Here is a 22278-nt window from a genome sequence, read left to right on the forward strand (position 1 = left end):
CCAGTCACTCCGGCTCAGGAGAGGTCGGGAGGCCGGGCTGAAGGCCTCCCGTGCCGGATGGTCAGAAGGTCGCGCGCACCCCCACCTGATAGGTGGAGCCGAAATCCTGCACGCGCTCGAACAGGCTCTGACGACCGCCGACATAATAGCGCGTATCCTTCTCGCCCGTCAGGTTCACGCCGTCGACATAGAGCTGGACTTGTTCGGTGACGTTCCAGCGCAGATTGATGTCGATCTGTGTGAAGGGGGCTCGGTAGCGGTCCTCGATCACGCTGTCGCCGATGCCCTGGAGCACTTCGCCGCGGTGGTTCCCGGCCACGCGCATGGAGAAGATGTCGTTCTCCCAGCCCAGCGACAGGTTGGCCGTGATATCGGCCTGGCCGGGGAAGGCGAAGGTCTCGCCGGGGCGAACGCTGGTCTCGGCCTCGCTATCGGCCAGCGTCAGGTTGCCCTCGACGAACAGTCCCGAGAGAACGCCCGGAAGCTGCACGAAGGACTGGGAATAGGAAAACTCGACCCCGGTGACGGTCGCGTCACCGCCATTGATGACGGTCTCGATGCCCGCAAAGTTGGTCGAGGTGCCGGTCGGCAGCACGATTGGCGTCTGGGTGATGTCGCGGGTGGTCAGTTCCAGAAAGAAGTCGCTGATCTCCTTGTGGAACACCGCGACCTGGAACACGGCCTGACTGGACGGGTAGAAGGCCACAGAGGCGTCGAACTGGTCGGCGATCAGGGCGTCCAGGAACGGATTGCCCGCCTCCAGCCGCCGGGTGTTGGCCGCATTGGTCGGATCGAAGCGGATGGCCTGGCTGTTGCGGGCGTCCTCAAAATCCGGCCGCTTGAGACCGCGGCCATAGGATGCACGCACCACCATGTCGTCACGCGGCTCCCACCGGATCAGGGCGCTGGGCAGCCAGTCGGTGTAGTCCTTCTCGTAGGTCCCGAGATTGACCGCCGTCAGCGGTTGGCCTGCGGCGTTCAGGCCGTTGTCGTCGCTCTCGAAGAAGAAGCCCTGGCTCGAGAACTCGGTCTGCTCAACGCGGACGCCGCCAATCAGGGTCAGGCTGGGCGACAGGCTCCAGTTGCCCATGACGTAGGCGGCCGTCACATCCTCGCCGAGACGATAGTCGGAGGCGACCGTATTGTCCTGACGCTGAAAACGCGGGTTCAGCAGCAGGGCGTCACGGGCACGCACGGCCAGGTCGCGCAGGGTGTTGAGTTCGACGAACGGGCCGAAGTCGTTCCTGAAGTTGGAGTCCGGCGTGAACGTCGGCAGGGTGGCGTAGCTGCCTGTCACACCCGCCGTGCGCGGATCACCGTTGAACTCTGACTTGTCGGCCTCCTTGTCGCGGGAGCGGAACTTGGCCCCGAACTGCAGATAGCCGTCTTCGCCGAAGGCCGCGAATGGCGCACGGATGTTGAACCGGCCCGAGGTGATCTCGTCGGTGCGTTCTTCCTCGATGAAGAGCAGGTTGACGAAGGTGTAGGCGGCCGGGTTCGTCGGATCGGGGCGCGTGCCCGACTCCCGTTCGATGTCCACGGTCAGGTCTTCGCGGCCGTAGGTGGCGACCGCCCGGATGTCGTCGATCTCGAAACGGGGACGCAGGCCGTCTTCCTGGGACCAGCGTGAGCGGGAGAGGTCGATCTGATAGTCGAGCTCCCAGTCGTTCTCGAAACGGTGCTCACCCCCACCGGAAATCGAGAACAGCCGGTCCTCGGTCGGCTGGAAGAAGACCTGATAGCGGTTGCGAACATCATTGAAGCTGCCGGAGCTGTCGGTGATCGTCAGCACCTCGTTGCCCGTCGACCGTTCCGTCTGCCAGAGTTGCTGCACACGGGTGTCGTCGTCGTTCAGCTGGGTGAACTGACCGCGCAGATACAGCTCCATGCCGTCACGCGGCCGGTATTCCAGATTGAAGGTGCCGCCGAAGCGTTCGCGCTCGCCGATCTCGAAACGCTGGTTCAGCTCGTCAGGGTAGAGGAAATCCGTGCCGCCGCGATTGATCAGACGAAGGCCCTGCTCGTTGCGCAGGTCCGTGCCGTTGATGAAACGGTTGGAATAATTGCCCGCAATGGCCAGACCCAGGTCGCCGTCCATCAGGCGCCGCGCAACGCTGCCGGCGACCTCTGGGCCCCACTCGTCGGCGTACTCCTGATAGTTGCCCTCGGCTCGGAAGGTGTAGAAGTCGCCGGGCTGATCGAAGGCGGACTGGCTCTGCAACTCGACCGCGCCGCCGATGGTGTCGCCATCCATATCGGGCGTGTAGGTCTTGGACACCACGATCCGGCCCAGCAGGTCGGACGGGATCACATCCAGCGCCACCGTGCTGGAGCCGGCTTCGGAGGTGCCGACGCGCACGCCGTTGACCGTCACCTGGGTGAAGGACGATGGGAGGCCCCGGATCGAAACCGTGCGGCCCTCGCCCTCGTTGCGCTCGATGTTGACGCCCGGCAGGCGCTGCAGGGCTTCGGCGGTGTTCTGGTCGCCGAACTGTCCGACCGAGTCGGCCGAGACCACATTGGTCAGATTGTCGGCGCGCCGTTCGTCGGCGCGAGCCGAGGCGATGGCCCCGCGCTGTCCGGTGACGATGATGTCCTCGACTTGCTGGGCAGCCTCCTGGGCCCATGCTCCTCCGGCCAAGCCAGACACGGCGGTGATGATTGCGAGTGCTGAGACCCCTCGGCGCATGGCCGTCCTCCCATTGACGTTGACGCCGCTTCTGGATCGGCTTGACAACACCGTTACATGCGGACTGTCCGGATGTCAAAATCGTCCTGACCAATTATCCCCGTACGCCTGACCGGCCATAGCGGGTTGCGCAGATTGGTCAGACCGGTTTAGGGTTTCTGAGGGAGTATGCTGATGATCACCAGCCGTCGAAACGCTCTGATGGCCGGCGCGCTGGGCCTGTTCGGCGCGGCCGGACCGGCCGCCGCGCGCAGCGTTCACCCGCCCCGCCCTGACGCCGAGGGGCTCCTCCGTTTTCCCGCCGATCCCCGGCCGCCGATCGATCTCGGCGAAGTCGCGGCTGAACCGATCACCCTTCGCGCCCTTGAGTTGTGGCGGACGCCGCAGGAGGGCACCCTTCTGGTCCGCGCGGTCTCGGCCGACGGGGTCGAGGGCGTCGTCCGCGCCTCGACCAAGGCGGAGGAGACGCTCGATTTTTTTCGCCTTTTCGTCATGCCCAAGTTCATCGGCGAGGACATGCGCGACCTCTATCGCATTCTCGAGCGAGGCTATCGGGACGACTATGAGTATGCCTCGGTGCCGTGGTGGAGCGCCATGGGTCAGGCGGAGGTCGCCGTTTGGGACCTGATCGGCAAGACGGTCGGCAAGCCGTGCCACGCCCTTATGGGCCCCAAGCTCAGGAACGAGATCGCGGTCTATCTGTCGTCCAACCAACGCGGAACCCGGCCCGAGGAAGAGGTCGATCACCTGCGCCGCCGCGTTGAAGAGACCGGGTGTCAGGCCATCAAGATCAAGGTCGGCCGCCGCATGGGGCGCAACACCGACATGTACGAGGGCCGGTCCGAGGCGATGGTCCGGGCCGCGCGCGAGGCGTTCGGCGACGGCATGACGATCTATGCGGACGCCAACGGTGCCTACGACGCCCCGACGGCGCTGGAGATGTGCCGGATGCTACAGAGCTATGGCGTGGCCATGTTCGAGGAGCCCTGCCCCTTCGAGGCGTTCGAGATGGTCAAGCAGGTCACCGAACGCACCGACCTGCTGATCGCGGGCGGTGAGAACGACTGCGCCTTCGAGAAGTGGGCCTGGTACTGTGACAACCGGGCCTATGACGTGCTGCAGCCCGACCCGATGTACAACGGCGGCATGATGCGCTGCGTGGCCGTGCAGCAGATGAGCGAGGCGGCGGGCCTGCTCTACAATCCGCATTTCCCCCGGAACAACGCCGACACCGCGCCCCTGCTACACCTCTGCGCGGTCGCGCCCAACCTGTACGGCTTTCAGGAATATCGGTCGCGCCCCGACACGCTCGACTTCGCCCATTCGCCCCAGATGGCACCGCGCGGAGGGATGCTGCCGGTGTCGGACGCGCCGGGTTTCGGCATCGATTACGACCCGTCGATCTGGTCCACCGCCACAAGGATCCTGCCACAATGAGACTGGATCGACGCGCGATGATGGCCGGGCTGGGAGCCACGGCGCTCGCCGGATCGGCCGGTGCCCAGGTCGCCGTCCGCCGACCGGACGGCCTGCTGGCCTTCCCCGACTACCCTGCCGATCAGGTCGACTTCCGTCGCTGGCTGGACCGACCGGTCGTCCTGCGGTCGGCCGAAATGCTGAAGGTCGACGGCCGCCACGAGTTCGTGCGTGTCGTGTCCGAAGACGGCGTCGAGGGCGTGGTCAAGGCCAACAGCCGCATGGCCGAGGTCTCCAGCCTGTTCCACCTGGTGGTCAAGCCGCGCCTGCTGGGCCAGGACATGCGCGACATCGAGCGGCTGATCCGCGAACTCTACACCCGCGAATACAAGTTCGCCTCCCTGCCCTTCTGGACCGCCGTCGGCCATCTGGAACTTGCGATCTGGGACATGATGGGAAAGACGGCGGGCGTGCGCTGCGTCGACTTCATGGGGCCAGTGCAGAGGACGGAGATCCCGATCTACATATCTTCGCTCCGTCGAAACACCACGCCCGAAGAAGAGGTCGCCTGGCTGGCCGAAGAGGTCGAGACCACCGGTGCACGTGGCGTCAAGATCAAGGTCGGCGGTCGCATGAGCCGCAACGAAGACGCCAGCCCAGGTCGATCGGAGGGCGTGGTGCGAGCCGTGCGACAGGCCTTCGGCGACGACTTCACCATCTATGCCGACGCCAACGGCAGCTATGACGCCCCGGCCGCGATCGAACTTTGCCGAATGCTGGAAGACCAAGGCGTGGCCATACTGGAAGAGCCCTGCCCCTTCGAGGACGTGGAGATGACGCGCCAAGTCGTCGAGCGCACCACCATCCCCATCGCCGGTGGCGAGCAGGACAACTCGATGGAACGCTGGCGCTGGCTGATCGAGAACCAGGCGCTAGACGTGCTTCAGCCAGACTTCATGTACAACGGCGGTATGGTGCGGACGCTGGAGGTGCAGCGTATGGCGGCCGCCGCCGGGATCGGCGTCGCCCCTCACTATCCGCGCAGCGGTTCGGAGACGGTCGAACTGCTGCACTTCGCCGCCTATGCGCCGAACCTCCATGGGCTCCAGGAATATCGCGGCGAGGGCCGCGACCTGGATTTCGCCCATGCGCCCCGGCTGGTGCCCCGCAACGGCGTCATCCACCTGCCCGAGGGTCAGGGTTTCGGCGTGACCTTCGACCCTGACCTGTGGCCTTCCGCGGAGCGAATGTGATGCATCTCACCCTGTTGTCCGGCGGCGTCTGCGCCGTCGCCCTGATGCTGGCCGCCGGATCGGTCGAGGCCCAGGAGGCGCGGCCCGCGATCTGCGACGTGACGGCCTATGGCGCGGTCGCGGACGACGAGACGCTCGACGACGCGGGCATCGCCGCCGCCATCGCCGCCTGCGCGCCGTCCGGCGGCACGGTGATCCTGCCGCGAGGCGTATTCCTGACTGGCGGCGTCCAGCTGGCGTCCAACATCACCTTCCACTTGAATGGCGGGGCGGTGTTGAAGGGGTCGAGCGACTTGTCCGACTACACCCCCTTGCTGGGCCTGGGCGGAGCGGAGCTGGAGCGTACGGAGGGCGACACCAACCGAGGCGTGCTCTCGGCCGTGGGCGTGGAAAACGTCACACTGTCCGGCACTGGCGTGATCGATGGGACCGGCGCGGCCTTCTGGAGCGATCTGGTCAATCGGCCCGACTTCGCCGTCGGCTTCGCGGACTGCCGCAATGTGCGGATGCGCGATGTCACCGTGATCGATCCGGCCAAGTACAACATCCGTTTCAACAACTGCGACAACGTCGTCGTGGACGGTGTGACGGTGAACGCGCCGATGCTGTCGCCCAACTCCGACGGCATCCAGATCCGCGACTCGGCCGATGTGCGGATCTCGAACTGCCAGATCTCGACCGGCGACGACGCCATCGTGCTGAAGGCGCATGAGCGAAACGTGGAGCGGGTGACCGTCACCAACTGTCGCATCACGTCGGACGACGCGGCGTTCAAGTTCGGCACGGGGTCGGAGACCGTCACACGCGATGTGACCGTGTCCAACGTGGTGGTGACCGGTAGTCGCTACGGCGTCGCCCTGTTCATGCAGGACGGCGGAACTTATGAGAATGCCCGCTTCACCGACATGATCATCGAGACCGGCGGGCGACATCGACGCGAGTATCCGATCTATGTCGACATCGACACGCGGTTCGGCGACGGGGCGTTCGGGACGATTCACAACATCACCTTCGACGGCCTGGACATCCGCACCCGCGGCAACATCCTGATCGGCGGGCAGGAGGCCGCGCCGGTCACGGGCGTCACCCTGTCGAACATCCGCATGACAGTGGCGGACGCGGTCGATCTGGCGGCCACCGCCGGGAAGCCGAGGGGCAACCGGCTGCAGGCGCAGCGGACGGGCGCGGCGGACTTTTCAGGCGAAGTCGGTCACATTGTGCTGGGGAACACGGTCGGCGCGGCGGTGCGAGACGTCACCATCATGGGCGCTACGGAGGCGGATCGGCGGCCTGTGCTGGTCGCGCGTGGCAGCACAGGCCTGACCGCCGACGGGGATTTCAGCGCGCCTCGCTGAGCGGGGAATTCGGCAACGGTCATCCGACGATCCTGGAGACTGTCCAAGCCGAGTTTGGAACCAACGGCTATGTCTGTTCGAACCCTGGCTCCAGCCGCTGTTCCGCCGCCGCGCTCACCCGAGCGTGCTCGGCCTGGTCCAGACGATAGCCCCACATGACCAAGGCCGAGACCGCGACACCGATCAGAGGCACCACCGTCATGATGGCCTTGATGCCGTCGGCGGTGGCGGGCGTTACCTCGGTGCCGTCAACATAGCCGATGGCGAACAGCAGCCAGCCGAACAGAAAGCCGTTGACTCCCAGCGCCAACTGCTTGGCGAAGCTGGCCAGGCCAAACACCTTGGCGTCGTGGCGCTGGCCGGTAACATAGGCGTTGTACTCGACCGTGTCGGGCAGCATGGCCCAGAACAGGACCTGATAGCCGACGTTGGCGGCCGAGACGGCGGTCAGCAGGCCGGCCGCGATCACCGGATCGCGTGACGGGATCAGCCAGAAGGCGGCGTATGCGGCCGCGCTCCACAGGTTGGCGAACAGCCAGGCGTCGCGCTTGGACCGCCTGCGCGCCACCCAGGCCCAAAAGGGGCTGAAGGCCAGCTGCGCGACCAGGGCCAGCGGCACCAGCACGGCCTTCAGATCGGGCCTCTCCAGCGTGTGATTGACGTAATAGGTCAGGGCCTTGTTCGTCATGGTGAAAGCGAGCGACGAGACGATGATGCAGGCGAAGACCCGCATCAGCGGCCCGTTCAGCACCAGCATCCGTCCCACGGTTCGCGCGTCGTCGGCCGCGCCTGACAGGGAAAAGCCTTTAGGGTTGGACTCGACCTCGCGCGGCGGTTCGCGGGTCTCGGCGAAGCACAGCCAGAAGATCGGCAGGGACAACAGCCCCACCGTGCCTGCGGCGGCGACATAGGCGAAGGGATTGCCCTCTCCGCCCGCGCGGGCCACCAGCGTCGGCATCAGATAGGTCACCGCCGCCCCGCCCGAGAAGGCGAAGAACATGCGCCAGCCCGCCAGGCTAGCACGCTCGTCGGCGTCGCCCGAGATTCGCGCCGAAAGCGACGAATAGGGGATCGACACCACCGAATAGGCGGTGCGCATCAGCACCTGGCTGAGCAGGGCATAGAGGAACAGACCCGACTGTTCGGCGAACAGACCGCCGGATGGGACGAGGAAGCAGAAGGCGAAGGCGACGGCCACCGCCGGGCTGGCGAACACCAGATAGGGCCGATAGCTCCCCCATCGCGTGCGTGTCCGGTCGGCGATGGCCCCGATGACGGAATCGGCGAACCCGTCCCACAGGCTGGCGACCAGGAAGACGGTGCCGGCCAGCCGCGCGTCCAGACCCAGCACGTCCGTGTAGAACGGCATGAGCAGAAGGTTCAGCGTCTGCCAGTACAGATTGAAGCCGAAGTCGCCGACAGCCCAGCCGAGCTTACGGCGAAGTGGCAGGGGCGCGACGGTCACGGCCGGCCCTTCCAGAGATCGCGCAGGACGAAGGCCGCGCGTTTGGGCTGACGGTCGCGGGTAAAGACGCCCTTCAGGTTCAACACGACGCGGCGGAAATGTTGGGCCGTTCGGAAGTCGGCGAAGTTCCAGACATGGCCGCCGATGCAGGCGGGATGGCGCTCCAGCTCGGCCCAGAAGGCGGTGATCAGGTCAGCCTGGTATTCCTCGGTGAACAGCTGGGGCGAGGTCGAATGCTGGCCGGCCAGCGCGTCGGCACCGAACTCGGCCACAAACACCGGCTTGCCGTGCCGGGTGACGGCGTCAAGGTCGGCGCGCAGCAGTTCGACGGCCCGCTCGATCTGGCCCGGAGCCTGGTACCAGCCGAAGTAGCGGTTGATCGAGACGACGTCGGCCTGGTCGAAGGCCGGGTCGTCCAGCCCGGCATAGCCGACATTGGCGTGGGTGAGGGGCCGGGTCGGGTCGAGCGCGCGGGCGTCTTCGAACAGGACCTTCCAGTAGGGGCCGGACCGGCTACGGTACTCCGGCTCGTTGAGATAGCCCGGCTCATTGGCGAGCGACCAGGCGATAACGCTGGGGCGGTGGCCGTCCCGATCGATCAAAGCCCGGACCGCTGCCTGATGCTGGACCAGCGTGGCGTCCGTTACCCGGCGGAAGTCGAGGTTTACCGAGAAGACCTCGTCGATGACCAGCACGCCCCGCGCGTCGGCGAAATCGAGGAACGCCTCGCTGTAGGGATAGTGGGAGGTGCGGACCGAATTCGCCCCAATCCAGTCGAGCAGGCCGAAGTCCTTGACCAGTTGAGGCAGGTCGAGCCCGCGCCCGCGGATAGGCCCATCCTCGTGTTTGCCAAAGCCCTTCAGGGTGACGGGTTGGCCGTTCAGAAGCAGCTCATGGCCACACACCTCGACGTCGCGGAAGCCGGTGCGAAGCTCGACCCGATCGGCGACGACGCCCAGCGCATCCAGCCGCTCGACGGCGACGTCGTAGAGGGCCGGGTCGGCGGGCGACCAGGGGCGGACGTCGGGGACACGCAGGATCACCGGCTCGCCCGCGAAGCCCTCGGCCTCCTGTCCCGCGACGGAGATGCGGATGTGCGATCCGGCCGGGGCCTCGACGGTGGCGGTCAGCCTGCCGTCGGCCGAGGCCCGCAGCTTGACCGCCTCAATGCCGCCGACCGGCGTCGCCGTCAGCCAGACCGGACGATTCAGCCCGCCATAGGGAAAGAAGTCGAACCGCACGGCCGGGCGGTACTCGTCACGCAGCCGCCCCTCGGCGACATACTGCTCCATGCCGACGCCGGGGGTCGGTCCTTCCAGCGCCAGCCGGTTGTCGACGCGGGCGACGATCCGGACCGTCCGGCAGGCGACCAGCCGTTCGCTCTCGACCTCGAACGGCAGGAAGGCGGGACCGCTTTCGCCCGCGAACTCGCCGTCGACGAACACACGCGCGGCGAAATCAGCGCTGTCGCACCTCAGCCGGATGCGCCGCCCCTCGAACGACGGCGGCACGAAGACGTCGGTCTGGAGCCAGGCCGCGCCCAGGTAGTCCATGAACCCCGCCTCGGCGAGCTGCTCATTCCAGGAGCCCGGCACGGCGATCGGATGGGTGTCGGCGGGGATCGATCCGGCGCACCAACCCTCGGCCTCGCCGACATCGTCCGGATCGAACCGGATGCGCCAGATGCCGCTCAGGTCGATGAAATCGCGAAAGGAGTTCCGTTGCGGCCGGATCACCCTACCAGTTCCACATGGAGCCGTCGGTCAGGCGCGCAATGGGCAACTGGCGCGGCTCGTAAGGGTATTTGGCCGCCAGATCCTCGTCGATATCGACGCCGTGGCCGGGCCGGTCGCCGGGGATCAGGAAGCCGGCCTCGAAGCGATAGTCGTGCGGGAAGACCGCTTCGGTCGCTTCAGTGTGGCGCATATATTCCTGAATGCCGAAGTTGGGCACCCAGGCGTCGAAATGCAGCGCCGTGCCCATGGTAACCGGAGACAGGTCGGTCGCTCCATGACACCCCGTCCGCACGCCCCAGACGCCCGCGAAGTCCGCGATCCGGCGCAGATGGGTCAGGCCGCCCGCCCCGACAATGGTGGCGCGGATGTAGTCGATCAGCTGCTCCTGGATCAGGTCCTTGCAGTCCCAGATCGTGTTGAATACCTCACCGACAGCCAGAGGTGTCGTCGTGTGCTGCCGGATCAGGCGGAACGCCTCCTGGTTCTCGGCCGGAGTGGCGTCCTCCAGCCAGAACAGGTCGTAGGGCTCTAGCGACTTGCCCAGCCGCGCGGCCTCCTGCGGCGTCATCCGGTGATGGCCGTCGTGGAGCAGGCGCGGCTCGGGCCCGTAAGAGTGGCGCAGCCGCTCGAACAGCTTAGGCACATGGGTCAGGTAGCGCCGCGTGTCCCACACCGTCTCGGTCGGCAGGGAGGCGTCGGCCGGCTCGTAGTGCATCTCGCCGCGTCCAACACCATAAGCGTTGGTCAGGCCGGGGACCCCGGCCTGGGCGCGGATAGCCTGATAACCCAGGTCGATGTAGCGGCCGACGGCATCCACCGTTTCCTCGATGTCGGCCCCGTTGGCGTGGCCATAGACCATGACCCGGTCGCGCGACTTGCCGCCCAACAATTCGTGCAGCGGCGCGCCCAGGGCCTTGCCCTTGATGTCCCACAGGGCGACGTCTACGGCCGCGATGGCCCGCATCGTCACCGGCCCCCGCCGCCAGTAGGAGCCCCGATACAATAGCTGCCAGGTATCCTCGATCCGGCGCGCATCCCGCCCGATCAGCAGAGGACAGACATGCTCGTTCAGATAGGCGACGACCGCCAACTCGCGCCCGTTCAGGGTGGCGTCGCCGATGCCATAGACCCCCTGATCCGTCTCGATTTTCAGGGTAACGAAGTTGCGGCCAGGCGAGGTCACAAGGACCCGGGCCGCGGTGATGACCAGGGGCGATGCAACACCGACCCGACCGGACCTGTCGGCCCCCAGGTTGCGGGCGTCTCCATCGGCGGCGGGCATGCGAAAATCCTGTGCTAGAACTTCGGACAACCTAGGTGGCTGATTTTGGATTGTCCAGATTGGTCAGGCCAGATAGAAGGGTGGTCATGTCCGCCAAGTCAGAGAGCAAAAGGCTTTACGAACAGGTCGCCGAAGCCCTGGCGGCGCGCATCGCGGCCGGCGAGCCCAAGGTCGGCGAGCGCCTGCCCTCCGAACGCGATCTGGCACAGACCTTCGGCGTGTCGCGTCCCACGGTGCGCGAGGCCGTGATCGCGCTGGAACTCGACGGCCTGGTCGAGGTCAAGATGGGCTCCGGCGTCTACGTCCGCGCCAAACGACCAACCGGCGGCAAGGCCGGAGAGACCGACATCGGGCCGTTTGAACTGCTGGAAGCGCGGCGCGCCGTCGAGGGCGAGGCCTGCGCGATGGCGGCGCTTCGCATGACCTCCGAGACCATCGCCCAGCTACGCGCCCTGGTCGACGAGATGGAGGATGAGAACGCCCGCGACGTGGTCATGAGCGAAGACGCCGACCGACGCTTTCACATGGTCATCGTCGAGGCGACTCAGAACAGCGCCATGATCCAGGCCGTGCGTGGCCTGTGGGACGCGCGCAGCCGCTCGCCCCAGCACCAGTTCCTGTCGCAGAAGGTCCGCGCAGCCGGGGTGAAACCGCGCATCAATGAGCACGCCGCCATCGTCGAGGCGCTGAACATGCGCGATCCGGCCGCCGCCCGCGCCGCCATGCGCGACCACCTGACCCGGGTGATCGAGTCCCTGCTGGAGGCCACCGAGACCGAGGCGATGGAAGAGGCGCGCGCCCGCATCGCCGAACAGCGCCAGCGCTACGCGGCGACGACCCACTGATGCCTCAGCCGCTTACCCTGCACCCCGACCGACTGTTCCCGGCCGATCCCGATACCCGCGCGGTGGCGCGTCGCCTCTACGCCGAGATCAAGCACCTGCCGATCGTCAGTCCGCACGGCCACACCGATCCCTCCTGGTTCGCGCTGAACGAGCCGTGGAAGAACCCCGCCGAGCTGCTGATCACGCCCGACCATTACGTCTTTCGGATGCTCTACAGTCAGGGCGTGCCGCTGGAAGATCTGGGGGTCCCCCGCGCCGACGGCGGGCCGGTCGAGACCGATCCGCGCGCGATCTGGCGCCGCTTCGCCGAGCGGTACCACCTGTTCCGGGGCACGCCGTCGCGCATCTGGCACGACTGGGTCCATGCCGAGGTCTTCGGCCTGGGTGTGCGACTATCGGCCGAGACGGCGGACCACTATTACGACGTCATCGACGCGGCTCTGAAGACCGAGGCCTTCCGGCCGCGCGCCCTGTTCGAACACTACGGCATAGAGGTCATCGCCACGACCGAGGGGCCGCTGGACGACCTCGGGCATCACCGTGCGATCCGCGACAGCGGCTGGACGGGCAAGGTCGTCACCGCCTACCGCCCGGACCCGGTGATGGACCCGGACTTCGAGGGCTTCCATGACAACCTCGTTCGCTTCGGCGCCCTGACCGGCGAGGACGTCGGCAGCTGGCAGGGCTATCTGGCCGCGCACCGCAAGCGTCGCGCCTTCTTCGCCGCGCACGGCGCGACCTCGACCGACCACGGCCATCCGACCGCCTTCACCGCCGACCTGCCGCAAGCCGAGGCGGCCGCCCTGTACGAGCGCGTCGCCACCAGCCCCGTCTCGGCCGCCGACGCCGAGCTGTTCCGGGGCCAGATGCTGACCGAAATGGCGCGGATGAGCCTGGACGACGGGCTGGTCATGCAGATCCACCCGGGCAGCTTCCGCAATCACAACGGCACGGTGTTCGCCCGCTTCGGGCGGGACAAGGGTGCCGATATTCCGACCCGCACCGACTACGTGTCGGCCCTGAAGCCGTTGCTGGACGCCGTGGGGTCAGAGCCCGGCCTGACCATCATCCTCTTCACGCTGGACGAGACGTCCTACAGCCGCGAACTGGCCCCGCTGGCGGGCCACTATCCGGCGCTCAGGCTCGGCCCGCCCTGGTGGTTCCACGACGCGCCCGAGGGCATGCGGCGGTTCCGGGAGCAAGCGACGGAGACGGCGGGCTTCTACAACACCGTCGGCTTCAACGACGACACCCGCGCCTTCCTGTCGATCCCGGCACGTCACGACGTCGCCCGGCGCATGGACGCGGGATTTCTGGCCAGGCTGGTCGTCGAACATCGCCTTGAGGAAGACGAAGCGCATGAGGTCGCCCGCGCCCTGACCTACGACCTGGTGAAGGCGGCCTACCGACTGTGACCGCCACCCGCCGCGCCCTGATCGCTGCCGCCCTGTCCGTCCCCGCGGTCGGGTGTGTGCAGGAGATCGGAGAGCGGCCTCTGCGCGTCGCGGACACCCATCCGGTGGGCTATCCGACCGTCGCGGCGGTCGATCACTTCGGGCGTTTGATCTCTGAGCGCACCGACGGGCGGCTGCGGCTACGCAACTACGCCGGGGGCCAGCTGGGCGAGGAAAAGGACACGCTGGAGATCACCGTCTTCGGCGGGCTGGACATCAATCGGGTCAATCTGGCGCCGCTTAATCCGATCGAACCCATGACGCTCGTGCCGTCCCTGCCTTTCCTGTTCCAGTCGACGGATCACATGCGCCGGTCGCTGGACGGAGCCCCGGGCCGGACGATCCTCGGAGCGCTGGAGCGCCACGGTCTGATCGGCCTCGCCTTCTACGATTCCGGCGAGCGCAGCTTCTACAACACCCGCGGCCCAATCCGGACGCCGGCGGACATGCGGGGCCTCAAGCTGAGGGTCCAGACCTCGGACCTCTATGTGGCCCTGGTCCAGGCGCTGGGGGCCAGCCCCATCCCCATGTCCTATGGCGAGGTGTTCCAGGGGCTGGTTCAGGGCGTCGTGGACGGCGCCGAGAACAACTGGCCCTCCTTTCAGGACAGCCGCCATTTCGAGGTCGCCCGCTACTACAGCCTGACGCGGCACGTCATGGCACCCGAGGTTCTGGTCGCGTCGGGGCGGACCTGGGCCAAACTGACCTCGATCGATCGCGACATCATTCGCGCCGCCGCGACCGAGAGCGTGCCCTTCATGCGCGACCTGTGGGAGACGCGAGAGCAGACAGCACGACAGGTCGTGGTCGAGGCGGGCGTCCAGATTGTCGACGACCTGGACCGCTCGGCCTTCGAGGCGGCGATGCGGCCGGTCTGGGACCGCTTCGTTACCTCCGACACCCAGCGCACTCTGGTCGAGCAGATCCAGGGCATGGCATGATGCTGGCCGGTCTCGCCTTCGTCTCCCGCTGGATCAGCCGCGGCACGCTCGCCTTTGCCGCCCTGGGCCTGATCGTCATGACCGGCATCATCGGCTGGTCGGTTTTCGCCCGCTATGTGCTCAGCGACGCGCCCGCCTGGGGAGAGCAGGCAGCCCTGCTGCTCATGGTATGGTTCGTGCTCCTGGCGGCTGCTGTGGGCGTGCGCGAGCAGTTCCACCTGGGCATGACCGCCGCGACCGATGCCATGCCTAAGGCGCTGCGACGGGTCAGCCGGATCGTGGCGCTGCTGTGCATCGCAGGCTTCGGCGCGGCTATGGGGGTCTGGGGCGGAGAGCTGGTGGCCCGCACCTGGGCCTTCGACATCCCGACGCTGGGCGTGCCGCGCGGGGCAGCCTATCTGCCCCTGCCCATCGCCGGGTGGCTCAGCGTCCTGTTCGCGGCCGAGCACCTGATCACCGAGGCCCGCGGCCGGAAAGTGGAGCCGCTGTGGAGCTGATCCTTCTCCTCGGGCTGCTCGCCCTGTTGCTCATCCTCGGCGTGCCGGTGGCCTTTGCGCTCGGCCTGTCGTCGCTGGCAACCTTCATCTTCATGGACATCGCCCCGGTCGTGGCATTCCAGAGGATCGCGACGGGCGTCAATGTCTTCGCCCTGATGGCCATTCCGTTCTTCGTCTTCGCCGGCGACCTTATGCAGCAGGCCGGCATCGCCGAGCGTCTGGTGCGGGTCGCCGACGCCGCCATGGGTCGGATGCGCGGCGGCCTGGGCGTCGTCGACGTCGGGGCTTCCATGATGTTCGGCGGCGTATCCGGCTCCGCCGTGGCCTCGGTGTCGGCGCTGGGGTCGACGCTAATCCCGATGATGAAGTCCAAGGGCTACGACGCGGACTACGCGGTCAACGTAACCTCGACTTCGGCCATCCTCGGCATCCTGATTCCGCCGTCGCACAACATGATCATCTATGCGGCAGCCGCGGGTGTGTCGGTTTCGGTCGCGGACCTGTTCCTGGCGGGGGTCGTGCCCGGCATCGTGACCGGCGTTCTGCTAGCGCTCGTCGCATGGTTCGTGGCGCTTAGGCGCGGGTATCCCAAGGGCGAGTTCCCGGGCTGGCCCGCCTTTGCCCGCGCCTTCGCCGCAGCCATTCCCGGCCTGCTGACCGCCGTCATCATCTTCGGCGGCGTGCTGGGCGGGGTCTTCACCCCGACTGAGAGCTCGGCCGTGGCGGTGATCTACACCCTCGTCATCGCCCTGATCGTATATCGCACCCTGGGCTTCCGGGGATTCGCTACGGCGGCCCAGAACGCGGTGAAGACCACAGCCATGGTCATGCTGATCATCGGCTCGGCCGCCGCCTTCGGCTGGCTGCTGGCCCTGCTGGAGGCTCCCGAGCAGCTGGCGACCTTGCTTCAGACCCTGACCGAAAATCCGATCCTGATCCTCTTGCTGATCAACCTGATCCTGCTGGTTCTGGGCACCTTCATGGACATGGCGCCCCTGATCGTCATCACCAGCCCGATATTCCTGCCCGTCGCCATGGCCACCGGCATGGACCCGGTCCAGTTCGGGATCATGCTGATGCTGAACCTCGGCATCGGCCTGGTCACGCCGCCCGTGGGATCGGTGCTGTTCGTCGGCTGCGCGGTCGGCAAGATCAAGGTCGAGGAGGCGGTCCGGACCATCTGGCCCTTTTACCTCGCGCTCTTCGTCGCCCTCATGGCCATCACCTTCGTACCGGCCCTCACCCTGACCCTGCCGGGGCTGGCCGGATGATCCGCCTGTCGCCTGAGACGCTGGACCGGCTGCCCGCAGAGGTGACGCGGCCCGCCTATGACCGCACCACGATCCGAACCGGCGTCGTTCATCTCGGCATTGGTGCCTTCCACCGCGCGCATCAGGCCGATGTCTTTGATCGCGCCCTCGCGGCCGGAGACCCGCGTTGGGGCGTTCTGGGCGCGTCACTGCGGTCGCCAGGGGTGCGCGACCAGCTGGTACCACAGGGGGGACTCTACAGCTTGGTGGTGCGCGACGGGGAGCGCCTCGAGACCCGCATCGTCGGTGCCGTCCGCCAGGTCCTGGTCGCGCCGGAGCGTCCGTCCGCCGTGGTCGCGGCCCTGGCCGCCCCTGAGACGCACCTCGTCACCCTGACCGTCACGGAGAAGGGGTATCGACTGGACCCGGCCTCCGGTGCCCTGATCGAGAGCGATCCGGAGGTGGCCGCCGACCTCTCCTCGCTGGCGGCCCCGCGCACGGCACCGGGGTTCCTGGCGGCCGGTCTCGCCCAGCGTCGCGCGCGCGGGCTTGGCCCCCTGACGGTCATCAGCTGCGATAACCTTCCGCACAACGGGGCGCGGGTGCGGGACGCCGTCCTGGCCGTCGCCCGCCGTCACGATCCGGACCTGGCCGACTGGATCGAGGGGACGTGCGCCTTTCCCCAGACCATGATCGACCGCATCGTCCCCGCCACGACGCCACAGGATCGTCGCGAGCTCGCGGCGCGGCTCGGCGTCGACGATCACGGCGTGATCAAGACCGAGCCTTTTACCCAGTGGGTGATCGAGGATCGCTTTGCTGGTCCTCGCCCAGATTTCGAGGGCCTGGGCGTCCAGATTACCTCGGCTGTCGGTCCGTATGAGGACGCCAAGTTGCGGCTCCTGAACGGGGCCCATTCGGCCATGGCCTATCTGGGTGGTCTGGCCGGTCTGGGATTCGTGCATCAGGTCGCGGCTGATCCGGTGTTCTCTGTTTTCGTCGAGCGGCTTTGGGACGAGGCGGCGGCGACCCTCGACCCGCCGGCGGGGCTGGACCTGTCCGTCTATCGCCGCGCGCTCAAGGCGCGCTTCGCCAACGCGGCCCTCGAGCACCGCACCCATCAGATCGCAATGGACGGATCCCAGAAGCTGCCGCAGCGGCTGCTGGCGGGCGCGGTGACCCGGCTGGATCGCGGCCTACCGATCGCGGCCCTGGCCCTGGCCGTCGCCGCCTGGATGCGCTGGCAGGACGGCGTGGACGAGACCGGAGCGGCCCATGTGGTCGATGATCCCCTGGCGGCGGAGACGGCTCGCCTGGTCGCCCACACGCCCGATCCACTGGAGCGCGCCGCCGCCCTGCTGTCCTTGGAGGCGGTCTTTCCGAGGCGACTGGCCACGGACCCGCGGTTCACCGTGCCGGTGATCGCTGCCTATGTCCGCCTGTCTCAGAGCGGGGCCCGCGCCGCAGCCTCGTTCGTCGGAAGCCTCTCATGAGCCTGCTGCGTCTGCATCGTGACGACGACGTGGCTGTGGTCCTGACCGACTTCGCAGCGGGAACCCTCGTCGACGGCTTGGCGATGGGCACCGCCGTCGCCGCAGGACACAAGGTCGCCGTCCGGGCCGTCGCCAAGGGGTTGTCCATCCGTCGCTATGGCCAAGTCATCGGCGAGGCCTCTGCCGACATCGCGCCCGGCGAGTGGGTCCACACCCACAATCTGGCCATGACCGAGGCCGACCGCGCCGCCGAAATCGGTGCCGACCGTCACCCCCTTCCCGCCCCATCCCAGCCCGCCACCTGGTCCGGCTATCGCCGCGTGGACGGCCGCTGGGGTACGCGCAACACAATCGCCGTCCTGACCAGCGTCAACTGCTCGGCCACTGTCGCGCGCCGCGTAGCCGACGCCTTCCCGACCGACGTCCTGCCTGAGGGTGTCGACAATGTGGTGGCCTACACCCACGCCGGGGGCTGCGGCGGGGCCTCGGACGGCGAAGACGTCCGGCTGCTGCAACGGACGCTGGCGGGCTATGCGCGCCATCCCAACGTCGCTGGCGTTCTGATCGTCGGCCTGGGCTGCGAGGCCAATCAAATTCCGGCCTGGCTGGCCAACGAGGGGCTGTCACCCGGCCCCGCGCTGCGCACCCTGTCGATCCAGGAGGCAGGCGGAACCCTGAAGGCCATCGAGGCGGGACGAGCGATCGTCAAGGAGCTGATCGCGCTCGCGGCCAGGGCTCGACGCGAGCCCGCCCCCGCGTCGGGTCTGGTGGTCGGACTGCAGTGCGGAGGCTCGGACGGCTGGTCCGGCGTCACCGCCAATCCGGCGCTGGGCCGTGCGGTGGACCGGCTGATCGCGCATGGCGGCTCGGCCATGCTGTCCGAGACCCCGGAAATCTGGGGAGCTGAACATCTGCTGCTGCGGCGCGCCGACCCGGAGACGGCAGAGCGCCTGATGGACCGTCTGAACTGGTGGCGCGAGCATGCCGAGGTCAACCGCATGGAGCTCAACAACAACCCCTCGCCCGGCAACCTCAAGGGCGGGCTGACGACCATTCTGGAGAAGTCGCTGGGCGCCGTCGCCAAGGCCGGAACGGCACCACTGGAGGACGTCATCGGCTATGGCCAGCCTCTCCGAAAGCCCGGCCTGACCTTCATGGACAGCCCCGGATACGACCCTTGTTCGGCAACGGGCCAGATCGCCTCGGGGGCCAATCTGATCGCCTTTACCACTGGCCGGGGGTCTGTGTTCGGATCCAAGCCCGCGCCCTGCCTGAAGATCGCGTCGAACGCGCGGCTGGCGGGCTGGATGTCCGAGGACGTCGACGTCGACGCGTCCGCGGTGCTGGACGGCGAGAGCCTGGACGCGGTCGGCGAGCGCATCTTCGACCGGCTGCTGTCGCTGGCGTCCGGAGAGCCGTCGGCGTCCGAGGCGCTCGGCATCGGCGACGCCGAGTTCGTGCCGTGGCAGCGGGGGGCCTACCTGTGATCCGCGCCACGCTCGCAGCCCTCGTCCTCTTGCTGTTACCGGTCCCAGCGTCGGCCACATCGGCCCGCCTGGCCGAGATCGAGGCGGCGATCCGCGACGTCGGCGCCCACGCCGCCCGCGTCCTGATCGACGAGACCGGCAAGGGGCGCGCGGACTATGATCTGCTGGCGGGAGAGTGGGTCGAGTACGAGCCGCACTGGCACACGGGCCAGACGGCGCTCGGCCTGATCGAGGCCTGGCGGGTGACGGGCGAGCCGGAGTTCCTGGCCGCCGCCCGCCGCGCCGGCGACTGGTGGATCTCCACCGAGTTCCAGCCGCCCCATCCCCTGGCCGGTCTGGTCAACGCCGCCCACGGCGACCGGCTGGGCACGCTGATCAACTTCACGACCGTGTCGGACGGCACGCCGGGCCTCTTCGCTCTGAGCCGCGCCACGGGCGATCCGAAATACGCCGACACCGCCACTCGCTCGGGCGGCTGGCTGTTCGAGAACACCGCCGTGCCGGGCCATCCGGGCCTGTTCTACAACATCATAGAGCCGGACACGGGCGAGCTCTGGACCGACCGCTCGCCGCACCATCCAGACGCCAACCCCGCCTCCGTCACCCAGGTGGCCCGGCCTAACATCGAGGGCTATCTGGCCCGCGACATGTGCCGCCACACGGGCGATCAGGCCTGGTGCGACCGGTTCCTCGCCCACGCCCGCACCGTCGTCGAACGACAGGACGACACCGGCCTGTGGATGGCGTTCGAGCCCAACGATCCGGACAGCGGCCGGGTCCACCCGCGCTTCAACATCTGGAACGCCGAAGCCCTGCTGGAGGCCTATGCGCTCAGCCACGACCCGGTCTTTCTTCAGGCGGCGCTGAAGACCGGTCGGGCGATGGCGCGGTATCAGGACCGCTGGGGCGGCTTTGCGTACGACCTGAATGTCGATGGCAGTTCGCGGCCGGGCTCCCTCACAGGTTCGGCCACGGCGTTTTCAGGAATCCTGTGGCTCAGGCTGCGAGACTACGGGGTCGGCGAGGAGTTCGACGCCAATATCGAGCGGTCCCTGAACTGGCTGCTGGCCAACCGCTTCGACGTCGACCATCCCGACCCCAACCTGGCCGGGGCCATCCTGGAGACCCGGGCCCGCACGGTGGACGGACGGGTTCGGCTGGTGGTGCGCGACATCGCCGGCGCCTTTGGCCTGCGGTTCCTCGCCATGAGCTGGCGCGATCTACAGGGTCAGGACGTCAACGAGACCCTGCCATGACGATGATCGACCGCCGCCGCCTGATCTCGGCCGGAGCCCTGACGGGCATGGCCGCCGCGACCTCGCCCATGGCGGCAGCCCAGGAAGTCCCACCCTGGCCGACGCCGTCCCTGATCGGAGCCCTGCCGAACCGGTCGCGCGTGTCGCTGGACGGACAGTGGAAACTGATCCTCGACCCCTTCGACGTCTCCGGCCGCAAGCCTGGCGTGCGCCGAAACTTCTGGGAGGATCGTCCAACGACGGATGACGGCCCGCTGGTCGAATACGAATGGACCTCCAGCGACGAGATCGCCGTGCCCGGCGACTGGAACACCCAGAGGCCGGAGCTCTTCCACTATGAAGGCCCCGCCTACCATCGCCGGGACATCGAGGGCCCGTCGCCCGACGGCCGCCGGCGGTTCCTGGTGTTCGAGGCCGTCAACTATCGCGGTCGGGTGTGGCTGAACGGCGAAGCGATCGCCGAGCACGAGGGCGGCTTCACCCCCTTCGAGGTCGAGGTCACCGACCGGCTGAGACCCGGCCCCAACAGCCTGGTCGTGCGCGCCGACAGCCGCCATGGCCCCGTGACCCTGCCCGCGCTGGATTTCGACTGGAAGAATCACGGCGGCATCACCCGGTCGGTCTGGCTGGTCGATCTGCCTCGGACCTTCGTCCGCGACGTCTTCGTGAGGCTGCAGGACAGGCGCATCGTCGTCGACATCGAACTGGACGGACCGGAAGCGGCGGGTGCCGTGGTGCGGTTCACGGTCGCCAACCATGGTCTGGCCGTCGAGGCCATGACCGGGCCGGACGGGCGGGCGCGGCTCTCGGTGGCGGTGCCGCGACGGCTACGGCCGTGGTCGCCGGAGACGCCGCACCTGCACGCGGTGACCGTCGAGGCCGTCGGCGACCGCTGGTCCGACCGCGTGGGCTTCCGCACGATCGAGGCGCGCGGCCGCGAGATCCTGCTGAACGGTCGCCCGCGCTTCCTCAAGGGCATCGCCATGCACGAGGAGCGGATCGGGGCCGAAGGCGGGCGTGTCCGGACCGAGGCCGAGGCGCGGGCGCTCCTGGCCGAGGTCAAGGCCCTGGGCTGCGACTTCGTGCGCCTGGCCCACTATCCGCACGGCGAGGCCACACTGCGGCTGGCCGACGAGATGGGACTGATCGTCTGGTCCGAGATCCCGGTCTATTGGGAGGACGTCGCCTACAATTCGTCGGCCACCCTCGGCCTGGGTCGCCGGATGATGGCGGAAATGATCACAAGGGATCGCAACCGTTGCTCGGTTGGCTTCTGGTCCGTGGCCAATGAGACGCCCCAGACCCCGGAACGCCTGGTCTTCCTCAGGAGCGTCATCGAAGACGTGCGACGGCTGGATCCTACCCGGCTGGTGACCGCCGCTCTGAACAAGAACGTGGATGTCGGCGGGGTACGCGACGGCGAAACCCGGCTGGTGGTCGCCGACGAATTGGGACGCGACCTCGATGTCGTGGCCATGAACCAGTACGAAGGCTGGTACGGGCAGCGCACCCCGGCGGAGATCCACCAGGTCACGTTCGGCACGACCTGGGACAAGCCTCTGCTGATGTCCGAGTTCGGCGCCGACGCGTTGCACGGTCACCGCGGTGCGCGCGAAAGCCGCTGGACCGAGGAGCACCAGGCCTGGCTCTATGAGGAAACGCTCAAGGCCATCGCGGCGTCAGGCGCCTTCGCCGGTGTCACGCCCTGGCTTTTGAAGGACTTCCGCTCGCCCCGGCGCTGGCATGGACGGTTTCAGAGAGGGTGGAACCGCAAGGGCGTGATCGACGAGCACGGCCGTCGCAAGCTGTCGTTCGATACATTGAGAGCGTTCAACGAGGCCCTGTAGAGCGGCGTCGGA

General features: G+C 67.6%; 16 protein-coding genes. 12 read left to right on the forward strand and 4 right to left on the reverse strand.

Annotated features, from left to right (window positions below):
• Positions 1–61: 61 nt before the first annotated feature.
• Positions 62–2689: a TonB-dependent receptor gene (locus Q333_RS0110025; protein WP_029416678.1), complete on the reverse strand. Its 2628-nt coding sequence runs from the start codon at positions 2687–2689 to the stop codon at positions 62–64.
• A 174-nt stretch (positions 2690–2863) separates the two neighbouring features.
• On the opposite strand from Q333_RS0110025, the gene Q333_RS0110030 reads away from it, so the two are divergent.
• The 3 genes from Q333_RS0110030 to Q333_RS0110040 are packed head-to-tail and all read left to right on the forward strand — an operon-like array spanning position 2864 to position 6713.
• A complete protein-coding gene (locus Q333_RS0110030) occupies positions 2864–4126 on the forward strand; it encodes a mandelate racemase/muconate lactonizing enzyme family protein (protein WP_162175585.1) in 1263 nt (420 codons plus the stop codon).
• Positions 4123–5358, forward strand: coding sequence for a mandelate racemase/muconate lactonizing enzyme family protein (locus Q333_RS0110035; RefSeq protein WP_084175967.1), 1236 nt, complete (start codon positions 4123–4125; stop codon positions 5356–5358). The genes Q333_RS0110030 and Q333_RS0110035 overlap by 4 nt, the downstream gene beginning before the upstream one ends.
• A complete protein-coding gene (locus tag Q333_RS0110040; RefSeq protein ID WP_029416683.1) occupies positions 5358–6713 on the forward strand; it encodes a glycoside hydrolase family 28 protein in 1356 nt (451 codons plus the stop codon). Before Q333_RS0110035 ends, Q333_RS0110040 begins: the two co-directional genes overlap by 1 nt.
• A gap of 67 nt (positions 6714–6780) precedes the next feature.
• Here Q333_RS0110040 and Q333_RS0110045 read toward each other — a convergent pair whose 3' ends face one another.
• From Q333_RS0110045 to manD, 3 genes are read right to left on the reverse strand one after another with little or no spacing between them, the layout of a single operon-like run.
• A complete protein-coding gene (locus tag Q333_RS0110045; protein ID WP_029416685.1) occupies positions 6781–8178 on the reverse strand; it encodes an MFS transporter in 1398 nt (465 codons plus the stop codon).
• Positions 8175–9914 carry a glycoside hydrolase family 2 gene (locus Q333_RS0110050; RefSeq protein WP_029416687.1) on the reverse strand — a complete coding sequence of 580 codons (1740 nt, stop codon included), beginning with the start codon at positions 9912–9914 and terminating at the stop codon, positions 8175–8177. Before Q333_RS0110050 ends, Q333_RS0110045 begins: the two co-directional genes overlap by 4 nt.
• Before the next feature lies 1 nt (position 9915).
• Positions 9916–11196 carry a D-mannonate dehydratase ManD gene (gene manD / locus Q333_RS0110055; protein ID WP_281173719.1) on the reverse strand — a complete coding sequence of 427 codons (1281 nt, stop codon included), beginning with the start codon at positions 11194–11196 and terminating at the stop codon, positions 9916–9918.
• An 86-nt stretch (positions 11197–11282) separates the two neighbouring features.
• Here manD and Q333_RS0110060 point away from each other — a divergent pair, with 86 nt between their 5' ends.
• From Q333_RS0110060 to Q333_RS0110100, 9 genes are read left to right on the forward strand one after another with little or no spacing between them, the layout of a single operon-like run.
• On the forward strand, positions 11283–12041 hold the full coding sequence (locus Q333_RS0110060) for a FadR/GntR family transcriptional regulator (protein WP_029416691.1): 759 nt from the start codon (positions 11283–11285) through the stop codon (positions 12039–12041).
• Positions 12041–13456: a glucuronate isomerase gene (gene uxaC, locus Q333_RS0110065; protein WP_029416693.1), complete on the forward strand. Its 1416-nt coding sequence runs from the start codon at positions 12041–12043 to the stop codon at positions 13454–13456. The genes Q333_RS0110060 and uxaC overlap by 1 nt, the downstream gene beginning before the upstream one ends.
• Positions 13453–14436: a TRAP transporter substrate-binding protein gene (locus Q333_RS0110070; protein ID WP_029416695.1), complete on the forward strand. Its 984-nt coding sequence runs from the start codon at positions 13453–13455 to the stop codon at positions 14434–14436. The genes uxaC and Q333_RS0110070 overlap by 4 nt, the downstream gene beginning before the upstream one ends.
• A complete protein-coding gene (locus Q333_RS0110075) occupies positions 14433–14933 on the forward strand; it encodes a TRAP transporter small permease (RefSeq protein ID WP_029416696.1) in 501 nt (166 codons plus the stop codon). The genes Q333_RS0110070 and Q333_RS0110075 overlap by 4 nt, the downstream gene beginning before the upstream one ends.
• A complete protein-coding gene (locus Q333_RS0110080; protein ID WP_029416698.1) occupies positions 14924–16204 on the forward strand; it encodes a TRAP transporter large permease in 1281 nt (426 codons plus the stop codon). The genes Q333_RS0110075 and Q333_RS0110080 overlap by 10 nt, the downstream gene beginning before the upstream one ends.
• Positions 16201–17676, forward strand: a complete 1476-nt coding sequence (locus Q333_RS0110085; RefSeq protein WP_029416700.1) for a mannitol dehydrogenase family protein — start codon at positions 16201–16203, stop codon at positions 17674–17676. The genes Q333_RS0110080 and Q333_RS0110085 overlap by 4 nt, the downstream gene beginning before the upstream one ends.
• Entirely contained in the window at positions 17673–19163 is a 1491-nt protein-coding gene (locus tag Q333_RS0110090; RefSeq protein WP_029416702.1) for a UxaA family hydrolase, read from the forward strand. Before Q333_RS0110085 ends, Q333_RS0110090 begins: the two co-directional genes overlap by 4 nt.
• The gene (locus tag Q333_RS0110095; protein WP_051651245.1) at positions 19160–20419 is read left to right on the forward strand and encodes a glycoside hydrolase family 88 protein; all 1260 of its coding nucleotides are present in this window, start codon (positions 19160–19162) and stop codon (positions 20417–20419) included. Before Q333_RS0110090 ends, Q333_RS0110095 begins: the two co-directional genes overlap by 4 nt.
• On the forward strand, positions 20416–22266 hold the full coding sequence (locus Q333_RS0110100) for a glycoside hydrolase family 2 protein (RefSeq protein WP_051651246.1): 1851 nt from the start codon (positions 20416–20418) through the stop codon (positions 22264–22266). The genes Q333_RS0110095 and Q333_RS0110100 overlap by 4 nt, the downstream gene beginning before the upstream one ends.
• The last annotated feature ends 12 nt before the right edge of the window (positions 22267–22278 follow it).

This window comes from Brevundimonas bacteroides DSM 4726 (assembly GCF_000701445.1).
Taxonomy (GTDB): domain Bacteria; phylum Pseudomonadota; class Alphaproteobacteria; order Caulobacterales; family Caulobacteraceae; genus Brevundimonas; species Brevundimonas bacteroides.

Coding starts and splice junctions, on each gene's coding strand:
- Q333_RS0110075 (WP_029416696.1), top strand. CDS start 14,433: ATGATGCTGGCCGGTCTCGCCTTCGTCTCCCGCTGGATCAGCCGCGGC.
- Q333_RS0110100 (WP_051651246.1), top strand. CDS start 20,416: ATGACGATGATCGACCGCCGCCGCCTGATCTCGGCCGGAGCCCTGACG.
- manD (WP_281173719.1), bottom strand. CDS start 11,196: ATGCCCGCCGCCGATGGAGACGCCCGCAACCTGGGGGCCGACAGGTCC.
- uxaC (WP_029416693.1), top strand. CDS start 12,041: ATGCCTCAGCCGCTTACCCTGCACCCCGACCGACTGTTCCCGGCCGAT.
- Q333_RS0110040 (WP_029416683.1), top strand. CDS start 5,358: ATGCATCTCACCCTGTTGTCCGGCGGCGTCTGCGCCGTCGCCCTGATG.
- Q333_RS0110085 (WP_029416700.1), top strand. CDS start 16,201: ATGATCCGCCTGTCGCCTGAGACGCTGGACCGGCTGCCCGCAGAGGTG.
- Q333_RS0110025 (WP_029416678.1), bottom strand. CDS start 2,689: ATGCGCCGAGGGGTCTCAGCACTCGCAATCATCACCGCCGTGTCTGGC.
- Q333_RS0110030 (WP_162175585.1), top strand. CDS start 2,864: ATGATCACCAGCCGTCGAAACGCTCTGATGGCCGGCGCGCTGGGCCTG.
- Q333_RS0110090 (WP_029416702.1), top strand. CDS start 17,673: ATGAGCCTGCTGCGTCTGCATCGTGACGACGACGTGGCTGTGGTCCTG.
- Q333_RS0110035 (WP_084175967.1), top strand. CDS start 4,123: ATGAGACTGGATCGACGCGCGATGATGGCCGGGCTGGGAGCCACGGCG.
- Q333_RS0110060 (WP_029416691.1), top strand. CDS start 11,283: ATGTCCGCCAAGTCAGAGAGCAAAAGGCTTTACGAACAGGTCGCCGAA.